At 51.6% G+C, this 18,355-nt stretch carries 15 protein-coding genes; 10 read left to right on the plus strand and 5 right to left on the minus strand.

Annotated elements, in window-relative coordinates; translation table 11 throughout:
• Nucleotides 1–10: 10 nt before the first annotated feature.
• From rng to tldD, 4 genes are all read left to right on the plus strand, one after another.
• A complete protein-coding gene (gene rng, locus BZG81_RS01295; protein ID WP_021022696.1) occupies nt 11–1,480 on the plus strand; it encodes a ribonuclease G in 1,470 nt (489 codons plus the stop codon).
• Nucleotides 1,481–1,483: 3 nt separating this feature from the next.
• A complete protein-coding gene (locus BZG81_RS01300) occupies nt 1,484–5,341 on the plus strand; it encodes a YhdP family protein (RefSeq protein WP_077676587.1) in 3,858 nt (1,285 codons plus the stop codon).
• A 2-nt stretch (nt 5,342–5,343) separates the two neighbouring features.
• Nucleotides 5,344–6,162 (plus strand): carbon-nitrogen hydrolase family protein, encoded by an 819-nt coding sequence (locus BZG81_RS01305; protein ID WP_021022694.1) that lies wholly within the window; start codon nt 5,344–5,346, stop codon nt 6,160–6,162.
• A gap of 67 nt (nt 6,163–6,229) precedes the next feature.
• A complete protein-coding gene (tldD, locus tag BZG81_RS01310) occupies nt 6,230–7,678 on the plus strand; it encodes a metalloprotease TldD (protein ID WP_021022693.1) in 1,449 nt (482 codons plus the stop codon).
• Nucleotides 7,679–7,714: 36 nt separating this feature from the next.
• Here the strand turns inward: tldD and yjgA are convergent, their stop codons facing one another.
• Nucleotides 7,715–8,242 carry a ribosome biogenesis factor YjgA gene (gene yjgA / locus BZG81_RS01315; RefSeq protein ID WP_021022692.1) on the minus strand — a complete coding sequence of 176 codons (528 nt, stop codon included), beginning with the start codon at nt 8,240–8,242 and terminating at the stop codon, nt 7,715–7,717.
• 128 nt (nt 8,243–8,370) lie between these two features.
• Here yjgA and pmbA point away from each other — a divergent pair, with 128 nt between their 5' ends.
• Nucleotides 8,371–9,711: a metalloprotease PmbA gene (pmbA, locus tag BZG81_RS01320; protein ID WP_077576246.1), complete on the plus strand. Its 1,341-nt coding sequence runs from the start codon at nt 8,371–8,373 to the stop codon at nt 9,709–9,711.
• A 163-nt stretch (nt 9,712–9,874) separates the two neighbouring features.
• Here pmbA and BZG81_RS01325 read toward each other — a convergent pair whose 3' ends face one another.
• The 3 genes from BZG81_RS01325 to folB are packed head-to-tail and all read right to left on the minus strand — an operon-like array spanning nt 9,875 to nt 11,525.
• Nucleotides 9,875–10,672: an undecaprenyl-diphosphate phosphatase gene (locus BZG81_RS01325; RefSeq protein ID WP_021022690.1), complete on the minus strand. Its 798-nt coding sequence runs from the start codon at nt 10,670–10,672 to the stop codon at nt 9,875–9,877.
• Nucleotides 10,669–11,175 (minus strand): 2-amino-4-hydroxy-6-hydroxymethyldihydropteridine diphosphokinase, encoded by a 507-nt coding sequence (folK, locus tag BZG81_RS01330; protein WP_021022689.1) that lies wholly within the window; start codon nt 11,173–11,175, stop codon nt 10,669–10,671. The genes BZG81_RS01325 and folK overlap by 4 nt, the downstream gene beginning before the upstream one ends.
• On the minus strand, nt 11,172–11,525 hold the full coding sequence (gene folB, locus BZG81_RS01335) for a dihydroneopterin aldolase (RefSeq protein ID WP_021022688.1): 354 nt from the start codon (nt 11,523–11,525) through the stop codon (nt 11,172–11,174). The genes folK and folB overlap by 4 nt, the downstream gene beginning before the upstream one ends.
• Before the next feature lie 170 nt (nt 11,526–11,695).
• Between folB and plsY the strand changes: the two genes are divergently transcribed.
• The gene (gene plsY, locus BZG81_RS01340; RefSeq protein WP_077676588.1) at nt 11,696–12,301 is read left to right on the plus strand and encodes a glycerol-3-phosphate 1-O-acyltransferase PlsY; all 606 of its coding nucleotides are present in this window, start codon (nt 11,696–11,698) and stop codon (nt 12,299–12,301) included.
• 157 nt (nt 12,302–12,458) lie between these two features.
• Here the strand turns inward: plsY and tsaD are convergent, their stop codons facing one another.
• A complete protein-coding gene (gene tsaD, locus BZG81_RS01345; protein ID WP_077576242.1) occupies nt 12,459–13,493 on the minus strand; it encodes a tRNA (adenosine(37)-N6)-threonylcarbamoyltransferase complex transferase subunit TsaD in 1,035 nt (344 codons plus the stop codon).
• A gap of 253 nt (nt 13,494–13,746) precedes the next feature.
• On the opposite strand from tsaD, the gene rpsU reads away from it, so the two are divergent.
• The 4 genes from rpsU to rpoD all read left to right on the plus strand — a co-directional run bounded on the left by rpsU (nt 13,747) and on the right by rpoD (nt 18,202).
• Nucleotides 13,747–13,962, plus strand: a complete 216-nt coding sequence (gene rpsU / locus BZG81_RS01350; protein ID WP_021022685.1) for a 30S ribosomal protein S21 — start codon at nt 13,747–13,749, stop codon at nt 13,960–13,962.
• Nucleotides 13,963–13,986: 24 nt separating this feature from the next.
• Nucleotides 13,987–14,430, plus strand: coding sequence for a GatB/YqeY domain-containing protein (locus tag BZG81_RS01355; protein WP_021022684.1), 444 nt, complete (start codon nt 13,987–13,989; stop codon nt 14,428–14,430).
• A gap of 82 nt (nt 14,431–14,512) precedes the next feature.
• The gene (gene dnaG, locus BZG81_RS01360; protein ID WP_021022683.1) at nt 14,513–16,264 is read left to right on the plus strand and encodes a DNA primase; all 1,752 of its coding nucleotides are present in this window, start codon (nt 14,513–14,515) and stop codon (nt 16,262–16,264) included.
• 93 nt (nt 16,265–16,357) lie between these two features.
• Nucleotides 16,358–18,202 (plus strand): RNA polymerase sigma factor RpoD, encoded by a 1,845-nt coding sequence (gene rpoD, locus BZG81_RS01365; RefSeq protein ID WP_077676589.1) that lies wholly within the window; start codon nt 16,358–16,360, stop codon nt 18,200–18,202.
• The last annotated feature ends 153 nt before the right edge of the window (nt 18,203–18,355 follow it).

Genomic DNA, 18,355 nt, shown 5'->3' on the forward strand with positions numbered 1-18,355 from the left:
CGGGGAAACCATGAGTGCGGAACTGTTAATAAACGTCACACCCAGTGAAACGAGGGTGGCGATGGTAGAGGGGGGCAACCTCCAAGAAATTCACATAGAACGTGAAGCGAAACGCGGAATTGTAGGCAATATCTACAAAGGTAAGGTCAGTCGTGTTTTGCCTGGGATGCAGGCAGCCTTTGTCGATATTGGCTTAGAGAAGGCCGCGTTTTTACACGCCTCTGATATTGTTCCTCATACCGAATGCGTATCAGAAAACGAGAAACAGCAATTTCAAGTTCGCGATATCTCCGAACTTGTCCGTCAAGGGCAAGATATTGTGGTGCAGGTGGTGAAAGATCCGCTAGGCACAAAAGGCGCGCGTTTAACCACTGACATTACCTTGCCCTCGCGCTATCTGGTTTTCATGCCTGGCGCTGCCCATGTGGGCGTATCGCAACGGATCGAGAGCGAATATGAGCGCAAACGCCTAAAAAGCATCGTCAGTGAGTATTGTGACGAGCTGGGTGGCTTTATTATTCGCACGGCCGCTGAGGGCGCAACAGATAATGAAATGGCGCAAGATGCCGCCTTTTTAAAGCGATTATGGAACAAGGTATTAGAGCGACGCGCCCGATATAAAACCAAGTCCATGCTGTATGGCGAGCTTGCGTTGGCGCAGCGCATTGTCCGTGACTTTGTCGGCACTGAGTTAGACTTGATTCGGGTCGATTCCAAACAGGCCTATGAAAAGCTACAAGAGTTTACCTCCGAATTTGTGCCTGAATTAGCCGATAAGTTGGCGTATTACGACGGACAAGCGCCCATCTTTGATATGTATGACACGGAAAACGAAATTCAACGATCGTTAGAGCGTAAAGTACAGCTAAAATCGGGCGGCTACCTGATCATCGACCAGACGGAAGCGATGACCACCATCGACATTAATACCGGCGCCTTTGTTGGACGCCGCAACCTCGATGAAACCATTTTTAATACCAACATTGAAGCCACTCGCGCTATTGCACGCCAGCTTCGGATGAGAAATCTGGGCGGGATCATCATTATCGACTTTATCGATATGAGCACGGATGAGCATCGCCGTCGCGTGCTGCACTCGCTTGAGCAGGCATTGAGCCAAGACAGAGTAAAAACCAACATTAATGGCTTTACCCAGTTAGGCTTGGTCGAAATGACCCGTAAGCGGACACGAGAAAGCATCGAACACGTGCTGTGTGGCGGGTGTCCGACGTGTGACGGGCGTGGCTCGGTCAAAACCGTGGAAACCGTCTGTTATGAGGTGCTGCGAGAAATCACTCGGGTCAATCGTACCTATGATGCGGATAAGTTTGTTGTCTATGCCGCGCCGGCAGTCATTGAAGCCCTTGCCGGTGAAGACTCTCACCTTGTGGCTGAATTGGAAATATTTATTAGTAAGCAAGTCAAAGTGAAGTCAGAGCCTTTGTATACACAAGAACAGTTTGACGTAGTAATGATGTAAGCCATGGCTTGGGTGAGAAAAAGTGTCAGCTGGTTAATGACCAGCGTGATCAGCATGATAGTCATCACCGCCTTATTGATAGGCGGTTTGCGCTTTCTATTGCCTAATGTTGAGCTTTTGCAAGCGCCGTTACGGCAATGGGTGTCTGAGCAGACGGGGTTCAGTGCGCAACTTGAGGGCATTGCCGGGCAGTGGCGTAATTTGACCCCTTCACTGACATTAAAAAATGTCTCTCTAGCGACGAGCGATAATGGATCGGCGCTTTTGACGGCTCAGCATATTGATTTACAGCTTGATGTCTCCGCAACACTGATGCGTTGGCAACCGGTTTTTTCTCATGTAACACTCGATGGCCTGGTGCTGGATACCGGTCAGTTGCCAGAAAAAGACACGGGTACCAATGTGCGTGCCCGGCTTGAAGATCTCTTCCTTGCCCGTTTGGGCCAATTCTCGATACCGAACGCCAAAGTCATCCTGGTGACCCCATCGCTTGAAACAGAAGTATTAACTATCAAGGATCTCTTTTGGCGTAATCAAGCAGGACAACATCAGGTACAAGCGCGAATTGGGGTAAAAGGCACCCAGTTAGAAGCCGTGCGTGTTAAAGCCGCTTTCACTGAAACCCAAGGCGTCGACACCCTGACTGGCGATTTTTATCTTGCCAGTGAAGCGATGGATCTCGCGCCGTGGCTCACGCAAACATTGACGCCCTCAGTGACCATTGATGCGGCGCGTTTAGATGCCCAAGCCTGGGTGCGCGTGGAACGCGGCCAACCCCGTGATGCGTTGTTATCGATTGATGATCTCGCGCTCAAATGGCATGACAGCGCGGAAGAGGCAAAAACCTGGGCGGTGAAAGATAGCCAAGTCCAACTGACCGCAGAAGGCAAACGTGCGTGGCGCGTGGATACGGACGGAATATGGGTGAAGCAAAATGCCACCACAGCCCCTGCGATTTCTCGGCTGTCATGGCAAGGAACGAACGAGCGTTGGCGTCTCAATGCGGCCGACCTGGATATTGCCTTATTACAGCCTTTACTCGGCTTGGTCAGTCAGTCGGAACAACAGCACCGTATAGCGGCCGCGCTGGCACCGGCGGGCCAGGTTGAATCCCTCGCATTAAGCAAACAACCGACAACGCCGCTACGCTATCAAGCGACACTGACCGAGGTGTCGGCCGAACGCTGGGGGTATTTTCCGGCGTTTCATGGCTTAAATGCTACCCTATCTGGCGAGGGAGGACGTGGTCAGGCACAGCTTGAACTTGGCGCGCAGTCGCTGCCATATGGCGACTTTTTTCAAGCGCCTTTGCCACTTGAACAAGGTCAGCTCACCCTCAATTGGCAACCGACGAGCCAAGGCGTCTCGATTTGGAGCGAAAAGGCAGCGGTCACCGGTGCAGATGTTCACGGAACCGGCGCCTTTCGTCTTGATATTCCCAAGCAGGGGGCGCCATTTCTTGCGCTTTACGCCCATGCCGATGTGACCGATGCCGGACAAACGTGGCGTTATTTGCCAACGCGCGCCCTGCCTGAATCATTGACCGGATATTTATCACGTGCCATTCAAGGAGGCCAAGCCGAGGGCAGTGAAATCCTTTGGTTTGGTGCCCTAGATAGTTTTCCATACCGTGAGCATGATGGCATTTTTCAAGCCAAAGTGCCGCTGCGCAATGGGGCATTTAGCTTTGATACCGCCTGGCCGACGCTGACAGAGCTTGATGCGACACTCTTGTTCGACAACGCAGGCCTGACGATTGAGGGTGATCATGTTCGCTTAAACGATGCCGTCAGTCGTCAGGTTCAGGCAAACATTGTCGACATGACCGAGGCAGACAGTCGCCTTGAACTCAAGGCCTCGCTCTCGGCGACAGGAGACGCGGTGCACCGCTATATGCTGGCCACCCCATTAGTGGATACGGTCGGTGCCGCCTTAACTCATATCAACGTCGACGGATTAGTCAATGCGCAGTTAGGTTTATCGATCCCGCTTGATGGTGAGCAACCTCATGCAACCGGCAAGGTGGACTTTGCGGGCAACCAAGTCAGGATTCAAACGCCTGCTATGGCCTTGGACAATGTCTCGGGGGCACTGTCGTTTGACGACGATGGCATCACGGCCCAATCGATGAGTGCTCAGTGGCTGGGGCAAGCTATCAACCTAGATCTTGCGGGCGAAGCTGCCTCTGCCGGCTATCAGTTGGATGTAGGTATCGAGGCGGATTGGGACATAGTGCCATTGCTGAACCAGTTATCGCTGCCGCTCAAGCCTTACCTTTCTGGTGGCGCACGTTGGCAGGCTGGGCTCGATCTTACCCTTCATGATACGGGGTTTGACTACCAGCTCGGCATTGATGTCGATACGACACCACTGCAATCAACGCTGCCTGCGCCGCTTCACAAACCGCGCTGGCAAAAAGGGCAGGCGCATATAGAAGCAAGCGGTAACCGTGAAGGGTTAACGGGGCGCGTACAGTTGCCAAATGTGAATTATCAAGCACGAATTAATACCCAAGGTGCGACCCCAGAATTTGTGTCCAGTCAGTGGCAAGTTGGCGATAAACAACCCACACTCCTCGCCACTCGCGGTCATCGCTTTGATCTGGCACTTGCACGCTTGGATGTAGACGCGTGGCACGCAGTGTGGAAACACGTGCGGCAAGCATGGCCGGATCGGCAACATCAATACCCTGGCTTACCGATACCGCAACGTGTGAATGTCAAAGTCGATCAACTCTCGGCCGGGAAGCTCGCTTTTCATGACTTATCAGTGGCCGCGCGTCAAAAAGCGAAGGGATGGCATGTGCTGGTCGGCAGTCAGGAGCTCAGCGGACAAGCAAACTGGCCAATAGAAGGTCGTTTAGCTGTCGATATTGATCACTGGCATATCCATCGACAGCCGTCCGACCAGACCCAACCTACCGACGCACCACTCTTTCAGCCTGTGGATCCCCAAGCCACGGCTGCAGACAAAGCCTTACTGGCGGCCATTCCGCCATCACGCCTCACGATTGATGATCTTTGGTTAGAAGGGTATCGACTGGGACGTGTCGAGGCCGTTGTCAATAAACACGATCAGCAGCTAACACTGTCGTCACTGACGGTAAAAAGCGGCAATAACCATGCAGCGGTCAATGGGCATTGGCGGATAGATAAACAAGGGCGCCATCAAACCGCATTGACGTTAGCACTGGGTGGCGAAAGTACCTCGGATCTCATGGGACGATTTGGCGTCAGTGGTGGGATCCAAGATGCAAGCTTTACCACCCAAGCCGCACTGAATTATGCCGGTTTACCTTGGCAAGCTGATATATCCAGCCTCAATGGCGAGGTAAGTGCGGATATCCAAGACGGTTATATCAGTGGTGTTGGTGGCGCGGGCAAATTGTTAGGGTTATTTAGCTTAGATTCTATTTTGCGTAAAATTCAGCTCGATTTCTCGGGCGTGTTTGACGATGGGCTGGCGTTTGATGACATCACGGGGCGGGCCGTGATCACAAATGGCGTCTTGGTCACCGATAATATCCGCATGGATGGCATTGCCGGTGATATGGTTATCAAAGGTATTGCCAATTTAGTGGAAAACCAAGTCAATGCGGATGTGCGTTTTACGCCGGATATTACCTCAGGGATCCCGGTATTAAGTGCCTTTGCGGTTACGCCGCAAACCGCGCTGTATGTACTCGCGGTGACGACAGCAATTTCTCCGGTGATGGATGTGTTTACCCAAGTACGCTACCAGGTGACAGGTTCGATTGGCACACCAGATATTCGGGAAGTGTCGCGTAACCAAGAAGCGTTAGCCCTTCCCCCCGAAGCGACTGAACGATTGCGCGAGCAGGCAGAAAAAGCCAAGGAGTGAGCATGATGAAAGCCGGTGTTATCCAAATGACATCCAGTGCCGATCCCGCCCATAACATGAAGACACTGCAAGCCAGTTTGCACCGACTCAGTGATCAAGGCGTGAAACTGGTGCTGACCCCAGAAAATGCGTTAGTGTTTGGCGGGAAACGTGATTATCAACGTCATGCTGAACGATTGGGCCATGGCCCGTTGCAGCAACAGCTTGCCAAGTTGGCGCACCAGTACGACCTTTGGTTAGTGGTGGGCGCTTTTCCCATCCAAAATGACAACGGGCTGCTGAGCAGTACCAGTTTAGTGTTCGATAATGCCGGGCATCTTCGGGGCAGCTACGATAAATTACATTTGTTTGATGTCGAGGTGGCTGATGCGCATGGCCGGTATCGAGAATCAGATTACTTTGCCGCGGGCGACCAACTGTCGACGGTGAATACGCCCTTCGGTTGCCTAGGGTTGAGCATTTGTTACGATCTACGGTTCGCGCCTTTGTACCAAGCGCTACGCGCGCAAGGGGCCGACGTCATCACCGTGCCGGCAGCTTTTACCCGCGTGACCGGTCAAGCGCATTGGGAGCCCCTGCTACGCGCTCGGGCAATTGAAACCCAGTGTTGGATTATTGCCGCAGGCCAGTGTGGCGAGCACAGTAAAGGGCGGCAAACCTGGGGGCACTCGATGATTATTGATCCCTGGGGGCAAGTGGTCACATCCCTGGGGCGTGAACCCGGGGTGACGTGGGCAGAGCTTGATTTTAGTGTCAGTGAATCCATTCGGGGCAAGATGCCCGTACTGTCTCATACCCGGTTGCAAAGCCAACTGAAATAGCGCACCCTCGGCGCGTTATCTTTTTCTTTCGGCTGCCAGCTCGGCGGCCACAACCAAGAGTAAGCGAATGAGTCTGGAACAGGTCGAAGAAACCTTACTGCGCCCGGCGGGCGTGAGTGAGTCGCAGCTTCATGCGACGCTGGCGCACTTAAGCGGTCGCCAGATTGACTATGGCGATATTTTCTTCCAATCCACTTGGCATGAATCGTTAGCGCTGGAAGACAGCATTATTAAAGACGGCTCCTTTAATATCGACCGTGGCGTTGGTGTCAGAGCAATTAGCGGAGAAAAAACCGGCTTCGCGTATTCTGATCAACTTACCATTGATGCGCTGATGCAAAGTGCGACTGCGGCGCGGGGCATTGCACCTGTGGGTGGACACGGTAAGGTCAGCGCCTTTCGTGCCGTCCAAGCGACCCCTTACTATGGGCCCATTGATCCGCTGGGAAGCCTGACGCGTGAGCAGAAAATTGATTTATTAAAAGAAATCGATAGCTATATTCGTGCTAAAGAGCCACGCGTCAAAGAAGTGAATGCCAGTTTAAACGGCTTGTATGAGCAAGTGCTGATTGCAGCGACGGACGGTACCTATGGCGCCGATATTCGTCCTTTGGTGCGCTTATCGGTCTCAGTGTTAGTTGAGCAAGATGGTCGTCGTGAGCGCGGCAGTGCTGGTGGCGGTGGCCGCTATGGTTACGAGGTCTTTTTGCACGAGCAGGCGGGTAAGTCGCGCGCGTTGCAATTTGCTGATGAAGCTATCCGTCTCGCGCTGGTCAACCTTCGTGCAGACGCGGCACCAGCAGGGACGATGCCCGTGGTGTTGGGCGCAGGTTGGCCGGGCGTGTTGCTGCATGAAGCGGTCGGTCACGGGTTAGAAGGGGACTTTAACCGCAAAGAGTCATCGGTATTTACCGGTAGCCTTGGTGAGCAAGTAACCTCTCCTCTGTGTACCATCGTTGATGACGGCACCATGAATGATCGTCGCGGCTCGTTGAGTATCGATGATGAAGGGGTGCCAGGCCAGTACAATGTATTGGTCGAAAATGGCGTACTCAAAGGCTATATGCAAGATAAGCACAATGCCAAACTCATGGGTGTGGCGCCCACCGGGAATGGTCGTCGCGAGTCTTATGCACACTTGCCGATGCCACGCATGACCAATACCTATATGTTAGGTGGAGACAGTACCCCTGAATCGATCATTGCCAGTGTTGAGCGAGGCTTATATGCGCCGAACTTTGGCGGCGGGCAGGTCGATATCACCTCGGGGAAATTTGTATTCTCTACGTCAGAAGCTTACCTGATTGAAAAGGGTGAAATCACTACTCCGGTGAAAGGCGCGACCTTAATTGGTAGTGGTGTTGAAGCCATGCAGCAGGTATCGATGGTGGGCAATGATCTGGCGATTGATCCTGGCGTTGGGGTTTGCGGGAAAGCCGGGCAAAGCGTGCCTGTTGGTGTTGGGCAACCGACATTGAAATTAGATGCGATGACCGTCGGTGGCACCGAATCTTAACCAATCTACGCCAGTGCGAGGCACTGGCGTATTGTTTTATAGGCTTTGGTCGTAAAAGCCTTTGAGATATTGGAAGATCTCGCGATAGGCCTTGGGCGGCTTATTTTGCTGTTGCTCTTTTTGAGCCTGACGTGCCAACTGGCGTAAACGCTGACGGTCAGCATCAGGATACTGTAAGAGCGCATCACTAATCGCACTATCGCCCTGATCGATAATACGATCGCGTAGCTGCTCAATTTTTTGTAGCGCCATGCTATGTTGAGCATGTTTGTTCTGCAACTTATCGAGCGCTGCTTGTATCGGTTCAGGATCGCGCGATCGCATCAATTTGCCCACGTACTGGAGCTGGCGTCGACGGGCTTCGTTTTTTAAACGTTGTGCGTCGAGAATCGCAGAGAGCAAGTTGTCATCAAGCGGGAATTTTTCTAATACCGCGGGTTTGAGTTTAACCAGCGCTTCGCCGAGCGATTGTAAAGCAAGCATATCGCGCTTCATCTCGGACTTGCTGACCCAGATGATTTCTTCCTCTTCCTCCCAGGGAGCGGGTTTATTTTTACGGCCCATGTTCAACCTCAGTGAGAATGTGCAATGACACGTATGTTAACAAGAAACGCGCCCAAACGCGGGCTTTTTTATCATAGCCTCGCTGAGCTCACGATGTCGAACTCGAATGCGAATCAAAAAGGTCAACTATGAGTGTGAAACAACAGGTCGCTGAACAAGAGCAGCAGCTTCGCCAAGCGGTAAGTCGTGCGCTAGATATGGCGTCGGCGCGAAGTGATCAAGCCGAAGTCGCTATCACCAAAAGTACCGGCATCAGTGTAAGCTCGCGAATGGGCGAAGTCGAAAACGTTGAATTTAATCAAGATGGTGCGCTCGGCATCACCGTGTATCGCGATCAGCGTAAAGGCAGCGCCTCCACCACCGATTTATCTGAAAAAGCGATAGCTAAAACGGTCGAAGCCGCGTTAGAAATCGCGAGCTATACCTCGCCCGATCCCTTTGGTGGTCCGGCGCCGAAAGACTTGATGGCGTTCGACTACCCGGATTTGGACTTGTTTTATCCGGATGAGCCCGAACCGGATACCGCCGCTGCATTGGCGATTGAAGCTGAGCAAGCAGCCCTGAATCATGACAGCCGGATCAAGTTCAGTGATGGTGCCAGCTATGACAGTCACTATGGGATCCGAGTATATGGCAATAGCCACGGTATGCTCGGGAGCTATCCGTCAAGTCAACAGGCGCTAAGCTGCTCGGTGATTGCGCAAAGCGAGGGCGGCATGGAGCGTGATATGAGCTACACAGTGGCGCGTGACAAAGCCGATTTATGGACCCCTGCATTTGTCGGGGTTGAAGCGGCCAAACATGCGGTTGCCCGTTTGAACCCGCGCAGTGTCTCGACATGCCAAGTGCCCGTGATGTTCGATCGTAGTGTCGCAACGGGGTTGTTTGGTCATTTGGTCATGGCGATTAGCGGATCGGCACTGTACCGCAAATCCTCGTTCTTATTAGACAAAAAGGACGAGCAGATATTTCCGCATTGGCTCACTATTAATGAATTGCCCCATGTGCGTAAAGGGGCCGCCAGTGCGCCGTTTGATAGCGAAGGGGTGATCACACAAGACAGACGCATTATTGAGCAAGGGATCTTGAAAACCTACCTAGCGACCAGTTATGCCGCCCGTAAGCTAGATATGGCACCCACAGGTCATGCCGGCGGGATTCATAACTGGTACGTGAGCCACACGGGCCAAGATACGGATACCATGCTTAAAACATTAGGAACCGGATTGCTGGTTACCGAACTGATGGGGCAAGGTGTTAACCCAGTCACCGGCGATTACTCACGCGGTGCCGCTGGTTTTTGGGTGGAAAAGGGCGAAATACAGTACCCAGTCAGTGGGATCACCATTGCTGGTAACTTGAATGACATGTTTGCCAATATCGTCGCCATCGGCACTGACATTGAAACCCGTAGTCAGATTCAAACCGGGTCGATCATTATTGATTCAATGAAGGTGGCTGGCGAGTAAGGTGTTTTAGCCACTCGACCACGACCCTCGGCAATCAGAACGTAGCGCTGCAATTAGGACGAGGTAAAAAAGCCGAGGCAAAAAAATAAACCAAGCACGAGCGCTCTCGTGCTTGGTTTTTTTTACTCAGCAGTGCCGCCTATTTTACTCAGCGGTGCCTGTTTTATCCGGCGATAAAAGCGATTAAGACCGCGCCGAGTACCAAACGATAGATAACAAAAGGGAGCATTCCCACGCGCGTGACCAATTTTAAAAACGCGTGGATACAGGCATATGCACTGACAAACGAAACCAACACGCCCACACCGATTGGCGCTAACGCAACCGGCTCAGGACTCGTTGCCAGTTGCAAACCAAGGTAGGAACCCGCCAGAGTGATGATCGGAATCGACATCAAAAACGAGAATCGTGCCGCGGCTTCGCGTGTGTAGCCCAGCATTAAGGCGGCGGTGATGGTCGCGCCAGAGCGAGATGTCCCTGGGATTAATGCCAGCGCTTGTGCGATACCAATCAACCATGCCCGCGACTGGGTGGTTTGGTATTCGTCATTGGCAAGCCGCGCGTGACGATCGGCCCACCACAATAGGGCGCCAAATACCAAGGTAGTGGCTGCGATCACCCATACCGAGCGTAAGTACAATTCTATCAAGTCTTTTAGGAACAGCCCGGCAAGACAAGCTGGGATAGTCGCTAAGACGATCATCCAAGCTAATTGACTATCGCGGCTGTGTTTTCCTGCTAAGGATGCGAAAAACGCGCCGAGCAAATTCCGGACTTCACGGCGAAAATAGCCGATGACTGCCGCCAACGTGCCCACATGCACGGCCACATCAAACGCTAACCCTTGATCGGCCCAACCAAATAACTGGGAAGGGAGGATCAGGTGCGCGGAGCTGGAAATGGGAAGAAACTCAGTCAGTCCCTGAATCAAGGCTAAAAAGAAGGCTTCGAATAGGCTCATGATGATGATTGATCCTTCAAATAGGCCGGCGTATCAATAGGCCATAGTGGTTGGTGCTGGTCAAATGCCTGCCAAAGTTGAGCGAAGGTACGACCATCTCCCGGCACCGCTTGTGTTGGACACAGTTCGGCGAGCGGCCAAAGGGTAAAAGCAAATTTATAGATATCGTTGCGGGGTAAGGTAGGGCCACTGGGTTGACAGTGATCACCAAAGATGAGTAAGTCGATATCCAAGGTACGATCGCGATACTTAATGTCATCACGCTGACGGCCATGCTGCCGTTCGATATCGCGGATGGCCTGCCAAAAGGTCTCTAATGGCTGGGCGGTATGAAGTTCGGCAATGAGATTATAAAAGTTAGGGCCTTCAAACCCGACCGGCTCGGCTTCAAAAATGCGAGAAAACCGACACTGTGGATCGAGTTGACGCAGAGCGTGAACGGCCGCTTCAATATGAAAATCGCGCTCAATGTTCGAGCCGATACTGACTAATGCTTGTGTCACCGTGTGCCTCGCTCTATAACAACGCCTACAGACTGTGCGGGCGCCACAGCGCCGGGTTTGGCGACGCGGATTTTCACCCAAGGCACGCCAAATTGAGATTGGATCAGGCTCGCAACCTCTTCGGCGACGCGCTCGATGAGTGCGCAGCGGCTGGCTTGAACGTGGGCAATAACGGCGTCACTGACGCTAGCATAATCAAGCGCAAGGGTGACGTCATCCTGTTGGGCCGCAGGGCGATTGTCGTGCGCCATTTCAATATCGAACACCAACTTTTGCTGGATGGTTTGTTCCCAATCGTAAACACCGATAGTGGTGTACACGTCGAGTTGTTCTATGAATACGGAATCCATGTTTTTTCACACTCCGTGACAGGTCGGATACCACTGTGGTAAGAAAGTTCGTATCATTGGATGTGTCCATTGACAGATGGATACGTGATACGTTCCGATCCATGATAGGTTTATCGATGAACGTGGGCGCACTATAGCAACGAATGCGGCACAAACTCTAGGGATTTCACATGACTGCACTGGCCATTGCCATCATCATCGCTGCCTACTTACTCGGCTCTGTTTCTAGTGCCGTTCTGGTTTGTCGTGCCTTTGGCTTACCCGATCCCAGAGATCAAGGGTCTAAAAATCCAGGCGCGACCAATGTTTATCGGCTCGGTGGACGGTTTGCGGCGGCACTGGTGCTGTTATGCGACATGCTCAAAGGCACGATCCCGGTGTGGCTTAGTTACTTAGTCGGGATCAATCCTTTTTTACTGGGGCTAATCGCGATTGCTGCATGCCTTGGTCATATTTATCCGGTGTTTTTTCATTTTCGAGGCGGGAAAGGGGTTGCTACCGCGCTCGGCGCAATGGCACCGATCGGGTTAAGTCTCACTGGATTGCTGGTCGCCACCTGGGGGCTAGTCTTGGTCTTAACCGGCTATTCGTCATTAAGCGCGATCGTCACCGCGATTGTCGCCCCGCTGTTTACCTGGTGGATTAAGCCGCAATTTACCATGCCCGTAGCCATGCTTTCTTGCCTGATTTTATTTCGCCATTACGACAATATCCGACGGTTATTGGATGGAGAAGAAAAGCCTGTTTTACTTCGTTGGTGGCGGCGAGAGCGATAGAGCGCGATACAAGCGCGATGCACCGAGCGAGATACCACCGTGCCTAAATCAAAAAAGACAGCCGATGGCTGCCTTTTGGGGATGATTGCACTATTTTCGCGATGGTGCGACTTATTAGGGTGCGACGTATTGATACGCCACGGGTTATCGCGTCATGTCATGAGTCTGTCTGTTCACTATCAACAGCCGCGAGTGTGTCTAGTGGCCAACGAGGCTGAGCTTTAACTCCGAGTCCCATATGCTCACCGTTTTTAAGTCGCTGCATGCCCGCGTAGGCGATCATCGCGCCATTATCGGTGCAAAATTCAGGGCGAGGATAGAATACATCGCCGCCACGTTTTTTGGTCAGCACATCGAGCTTTTCACGTAGATAACGATTAGCACTGACTCCACCGGCAACCACCAAACGATTCAGGCCACATTGGTCTAAGGCGCGTTTACACTTAATTGCCAGCGTATCGACGACTGCATCTTGGAATGCATAGGCAATGTCTGCTCGTGTTTGATCATCGGTGTCGTTGGCGGCAATGGTGTTGGCCGCAAAGGTCTTCAGGCCAGAAAAGCTGAAATCTAACCCTGGGCGGTCAGTCATCGGACGCGGAAAGGTAAAGCGGCCATGGGTGCCTTTTTCGGCGAGTTTCGACAGCAAGGGCCCTCCCGGATAGTCAAGGCCCATTAGCTTGGCGGTTTTATCAAACGCCTCACCGGCAGCATCATCAATCGATTCACCTAAAATACGGTATTGGCCAATGCCTTTCACCTCTACTAATAAGGTGTGGCCGCCTGACACCAGCAAGGCGACAAAAGGAAAAGCGGGCGGATTGTCTTCAAGCATGGGCGCGAGTAAATGACCTTCCATATGGTGAACACCCACGGCGGGCACTTGCCATGCATACGCAAGACTGCGGCCAATGGTGGATCCAACCAGTAACGCACCGACTAAACCTGGGCCGGCAGTATAGGCGATGCCATCGAGTTGGTCGGGTGTAAGGTTCGCTTGCGCCATGGCCGCTTTAATTAAGGGCAAGGTCTTTTTGACATGATCGCGTGAGGCCAGCTCGGGAACAACGCCGCCATAATCGGCATGCAGTTTTACCTGACTGTAAAGTTGGTGTGACAAAAGCCCTGCCTGATCGTCGTAGATCGCAACGCCGGTTTCGTCACAAGATGTCTCTATGCCTAAAATGCGCATCATAACCTCAGGTTAACAGCCGATAGATTGTGTATTTAAGATCATTGCCCACATGATATAATGTGATGATCGAAGCGGAGAAGAGAGGGTCAGAATAGACTGACCGTGCGCGCAATCTTACATGGCTTAGAAGTAATTCGCTAGATGCGCTTTACATTCACCCCTTCTTCGGATTAGAATTTCGCACCATTTTTAATCAAGGCTGGCCAATTGTTCGCCAGCAGTAACTGACAACCCCCGAGGTGAAAGGCACATGCCAGTAGTTAAAGTACGTGAAAACGAACCATTTGACGTAGCACTGCGTCGCTTTAAGCGCTCTTGTGAAAAAGCAGGTATTCTTTCTGAAGTTCGCCGTCGTGAGAACTATGAAAAGCCAACTACCGTTCGCAAACGCGCTAAAGCCGCTGCTCAAAAGCGTCACCTGAAAAAGTTGGCACGCGAAAACCAACGCCGCGTACGTATGTACTAATAACGATAGATTCAGGAAAATGCTATGGAATTGCTTGAACGTCTAAAAGACGCGCAAAAAACGGCGATGAAACAAAAAGACAAAGCGCGCCTCGGTACGCTTCGTCTGGTAATGGCAGCAATCAAGCAGCAAGAAGTGGATACGCGTCAGTCGCTAAGCGATGATGAAATCCTGGCTGTGTTGACCAAAAATGTAAAGCAGCGCCGTGATTCCGTAGCCCAGTACCAAGCAGCCGGTCGTGACGACCTTGCCGATGTAGAGCTTGCTGAGATCGCGGTGATAGAAGAATTTCTACCCCAGCCTCTGAGCGATGACGACGTCGACGCATTGGTGAAAGCAGCCGTTGAAACAACGGGTGCCTCGTCAATGCAAGACATGGGCAACGTCATGGGGGTATTAAAACCCCAAGTGCAGGGCCGTGCTGATATGGGGAAAGTAAGCCAGCGTGTTAAAGCGCACCTAGGCTAGATATTCCTCACTTTATAACAAGCCGTGCTTTCCATTATGGACGGCGCGGCTTGTTTGCTTCTCTCCTTATAAATTTCAGGTTATGGCAGGCAGAATCCCGCGCGCATTCATTGATGACTTGCTTTCACGTCTCGACATCGTTGAGATCATAGATGCACGGGTCAAGCTCAAGAAAAAAGGCAAAAACTATAGTGCCTGTTGCCCGTTCCATAACGAGAAAACCCCCTCATTCAGTGTGAGCCAGGATAAGCAGTTTTATCACTGCTTCGGATGTGGTGTGCACGGTAATGCGATTGACTTTATGATGGAATTCGAACGGCTCGAATTTCCGGAAGCGATCGAAGAGCTAGCCAGTGGTCTGGGTTTAGAGGTACCTCGCGAGCAATCGTCGGGTGGTTCCGCACGGCCCAGCATGCCAAGTGATGATAAGCGCCAAATCTACGAGATGATGGAAGCCATTGCGCGTACCTACAGCGGTGAATTACGCACCGATGCTGGGCAAGTGGCCATCGATTATCTCAAACAGCGCGGATTATCCGGAGAAGTGGTAAAACAGTTTGGTGTCGGGTTCGTTCCTGACCAATGGGATACGATTAAGCGACGTTTTGGGCGCAGCCAAGCCGATCAGCAGCAACTGTTAACGGCAGGGATGCTGATTGAAAATGACAATGGCCATACTTATGACCGTTTTCGTGGCCGCATTATGTTCCCGATTCGCGATCGACGTGGTCGTGTGATTGGTTTTGGTGGCCGGGTATTGGGAGATGGCACGCCTAAATACCTTAACTCACCTGAAACCCCGATCTTTCATAAAGGTCGTGAGTTGTATGGTTTGTATGAGGTGATGCAGTCTTACCGCCACCCCGAACGTATTTTGGTGGTTGAAGGCTACATGGATGTGGTGGCGTTGGCGCAATTTGGCGTTGACTATGCGGTTGCCTCATTGGGGACCTCTACCACAGGTGAACATATTCAAACCCTGTTCCGGCAAACCAGTACTATACTGTGTTGCTACGATGGTGATCGTGCCGGTCGTGATGCGGCATGGCGTGCGATGGAGCAAGCCCTGCCTTATATTCATGATGGTCGGCAGCTGAAGTTTATGTTTTTGCCCGATGGCGATGATCCTGACTCCATGATCCGCCAAGAAGGGAAAGAAGGTTTTGAGCAGCGCTTAAGCGAGGCGCAAAGCTTATCGACCTTTATGTTTAATACCTTGCTCAAGCAGGTGGATACCAGTAGCCGAGAGGGCAAAGCCAAGCTAGCTAACTTAGCCGTGCCACTGATTGAGAAAGTGCCGGGTGATACGTTGCGTCTTTATTTACGTAATACGTTAGGGCAAAAGCTCGGTATTATGGATGATCACCAGTTGGATACGCTAATCAGCCGGCAAGGACAACCTGTTAAGGTCCATGGTCAGCCTGACATTAAGCGTACACCCATGCGTGAGGTGATTGCCTTATTGGTGCAGTACCCCATGCTTGGTCAAGAAGTGCCGCCGTTACCCTCGGCAGACACCATTGATTTACCCGGGTTAGCGTTGTTAAACCCGATCCTTGAGATCTGTCGACAGCGCCCCCATATCACTACCGGCCAGTTGCTAGAGCACTGGCGGGGAACCAAACAAGAAGCCTTGTTAGCCCGTTTGGCTGGCTGGGACCTACATGTTGACGATGAAAATGCGTCAGAACTTTTTTGCGATTCACTGGATAGAATACTCGCCCAGTGTGTCGAACAACAAATAGCCAAGTTGCAAGCGAAGTCAAATACCGTCGGCTTATCAGTCGAAGAGAAGCGGGAACTGATGCTCCTTATACAGAGCCAGTCCGTTTAGAAAGTAGCCAGCAAAGGTGACATTTGTTAAAATTGGCGGTTTGCGTTTCCGCATACTAAATTCTTCACTCAGACCCGAAGTTGGATATCGTCTATGGATCAAAATCCGCAGTCACAGCTAAAGTTGCTTGTCGCAAAAGGCAAGGAGCAAGGCTATCTGACCTATGCCGAAGTTAATGACCACCTCCCGGAAGACATTGTCGATTCCGACCAAATAGAAGACATCATTCAGATGATTAATGACATGGGCATTCAAGTGGTGGAAGCCGCGCCAGATGCCGATGAGTTAATGATGTCAGAAACCGTGGCCGACGAAGATGCAGCAGAAGCCGCGGCGGCAGCTCTATCGAGTGTGGAGAGCGAGATTGGTCGCACCACGGATCCCGTTCGCATGTACATGCGTGAAATGGGGACGGTCGAGCTGTTGACCCGTGAGGGCGAGATCGATATTGCCAAGCGTATCGAAGATGGCATCAATCAGGTGCAGTGTTCGGTGGCGGAATATCCGGCCTCGATTGCTTCACTGCTTGATCAATTCGACAAAGTTGAAGCCGAAGAGCTTCGCTTAACCGACATCATTTCGGGGTTTATCGATCCCGAACAGGACAATATCGCCCCGACCGCGACCCATATCGGCTCCGAGCTCAGTGAAAAAGAGCTGGATGACGAAGATGAAGACGACGACAAAGACGATAGCGACGAAGACGATGAGAGTGAGGAAGATGTCGGTATCGATCCTGAGCTCGCACGTGAAAAGTTCAGCGAATTGCGTCGTACTTATTCGGCAATGGAAACCGCGATTCAGAAGTACGGGCGTTATGACGACCGCACTAAATCATCGATCGAAGAACTGTCTGAGACATTTAAACAGTTCCGTCTGATCCCCAAACAGTTTGATCGTTTGGTAAAAGACATGCGTCAGACCATGGACAAGGTTCGCACCCAAGAGCGTTTGGTGATGCGTCTTTGTGTCGATCAGGCGAAAATGCCGAAGAAAACCTTTGTGCAACTGTTTAGCGGTAACGAGTCGTCAGATGCATGGATTGACCAAGCACTTAATTCAGGCAAGCCTTACGCAGAGCGTGTCGCACGTTACGAAGAAGACCTACGCCGTTGTGTGCAGAAGCTAAAAATTATCGAAGACGAAACCGGCCTGTCGGTCGAGCGTATCAAAGATATTAGCCGTCGCATGTCCATTGGTGAAGCGAAAGCACGCCGTGCCAAGAAAGAAATGGTTGAGGCGAACTTGCGTTTGGTGATTTCGATTGCGAAAAAATACACCAACCGTGGCTTACAATTCTTGGATCTGATTCAAGAAGGTAACATTGGCTTGATGAAAGCGGTGGATAAGTTCGAATACCGCCGTGGTTATAAATTCTCAACCTATGCCACTTGGTGGATTCGTCAGGCGATCACACGCTCGATTGCAGACCAAGCACGGACCATTCGTATTCCGGTGCATATGATTGAGACCATCAACAAGCTCAACCGTATTTCGCGCCAAATGCTGCAGGAAATGGGCCGCGAGCCGTTACCGGAAGAATTGGCAGAGCGGATGCTGATGCCAGAAGATAAAATCCGCAAAGTGCTGAAAATTGCCAAAGAGCCGATCTCGATGGAAACACCGATTGGTGATGATGAAGATTCACACTTAGGTGATTTTATCGAAGATACCACGTTGGAACTGCCTATGGATTCGGCGACGTCGAACAACCTTAAGATGGCAACCAATGATGTCTTAGCCGGTCTTACGCCACGCGAAGCGAAAGTACTGCGTATGCGCTTTGGTATTGAAATGAATACTGACCATACGCTGGAAGAAGTGGGTAAACAGTTTGATGTGACTCGTGAGCGTATTCGTCAGATTGAGGCGAAAGCGCTACGTAAACTTCGTCATCCAAGCCGCTCAGAAACACTGCGCAGCTTCTTGGACGAATAAAGTGATACCTGTTTAGCGGACAGCGGTTAAGTGTAACAGCTGTTTGGCACAGCAGCGGTTTAGTGTAATAACAAAAAGGCGAGCCAGTGGCTCGCCTTTTTTTGGGTTTATTGTCGTGATTTTTCTCGTGGACTAACCCCACACATCGTGGCC

The sequence above is a fragment of the Salinivibrio sp. MA607 genome, from assembly GCF_001996245.1.
GTDB lineage: Bacteria > Pseudomonadota > Gammaproteobacteria > Enterobacterales > Vibrionaceae > Salinivibrio > Salinivibrio costicola.

Excerpts from the sequence above, each read along its gene's own strand:
- rng (WP_021022696.1), top strand. The coding sequence starts at position 11 with ATGAGTGCGGAACTGTTAATAAACGTCACACCCAGTGAAACGAGGGTG.
- BZG81_RS01300 (WP_077676587.1), top strand. The coding sequence starts at position 1,484 with ATGGCTTGGGTGAGAAAAAGTGTCAGCTGGTTAATGACCAGCGTGATC.
- BZG81_RS01305 (WP_021022694.1), top strand. The coding sequence starts at position 5,344 with ATGATGAAAGCCGGTGTTATCCAAATGACATCCAGTGCCGATCCCGCC.
- tldD (WP_021022693.1), top strand. The coding sequence starts at position 6,230 with ATGAGTCTGGAACAGGTCGAAGAAACCTTACTGCGCCCGGCGGGCGTG.
- yjgA (WP_021022692.1), bottom strand. The coding sequence starts at position 8,242 with ATGGGCCGTAAAAATAAACCCGCTCCCTGGGAGGAAGAGGAAGAAATC.
- pmbA (WP_077576246.1), top strand. The coding sequence starts at position 8,371 with ATGAGTGTGAAACAACAGGTCGCTGAACAAGAGCAGCAGCTTCGCCAA.
- BZG81_RS01325 (WP_021022690.1), bottom strand. The coding sequence starts at position 10,672 with ATGAGCCTATTCGAAGCCTTCTTTTTAGCCTTGATTCAGGGACTGACT.
- folB (WP_021022688.1), bottom strand. The coding sequence starts at position 11,525 with ATGGATTCCGTATTCATAGAACAACTCGACGTGTACACCACTATCGGT.
- plsY (WP_077676588.1), top strand. The coding sequence starts at position 11,696 with ATGACTGCACTGGCCATTGCCATCATCATCGCTGCCTACTTACTCGGC.
- tsaD (WP_077576242.1), bottom strand. The coding sequence starts at position 13,493 with ATGCGCATTTTAGGCATAGAGACATCTTGTGACGAAACCGGCGTTGCG.
- rpsU (WP_021022685.1), top strand. The coding sequence starts at position 13,747 with ATGCCAGTAGTTAAAGTACGTGAAAACGAACCATTTGACGTAGCACTG.
- BZG81_RS01355 (WP_021022684.1), top strand. The coding sequence starts at position 13,987 with ATGGAATTGCTTGAACGTCTAAAAGACGCGCAAAAAACGGCGATGAAA.
- dnaG (WP_021022683.1), top strand. The coding sequence starts at position 14,513 with ATGGCAGGCAGAATCCCGCGCGCATTCATTGATGACTTGCTTTCACGT.
- rpoD (WP_077676589.1), top strand. The coding sequence starts at position 16,358 with ATGGATCAAAATCCGCAGTCACAGCTAAAGTTGCTTGTCGCAAAAGGC.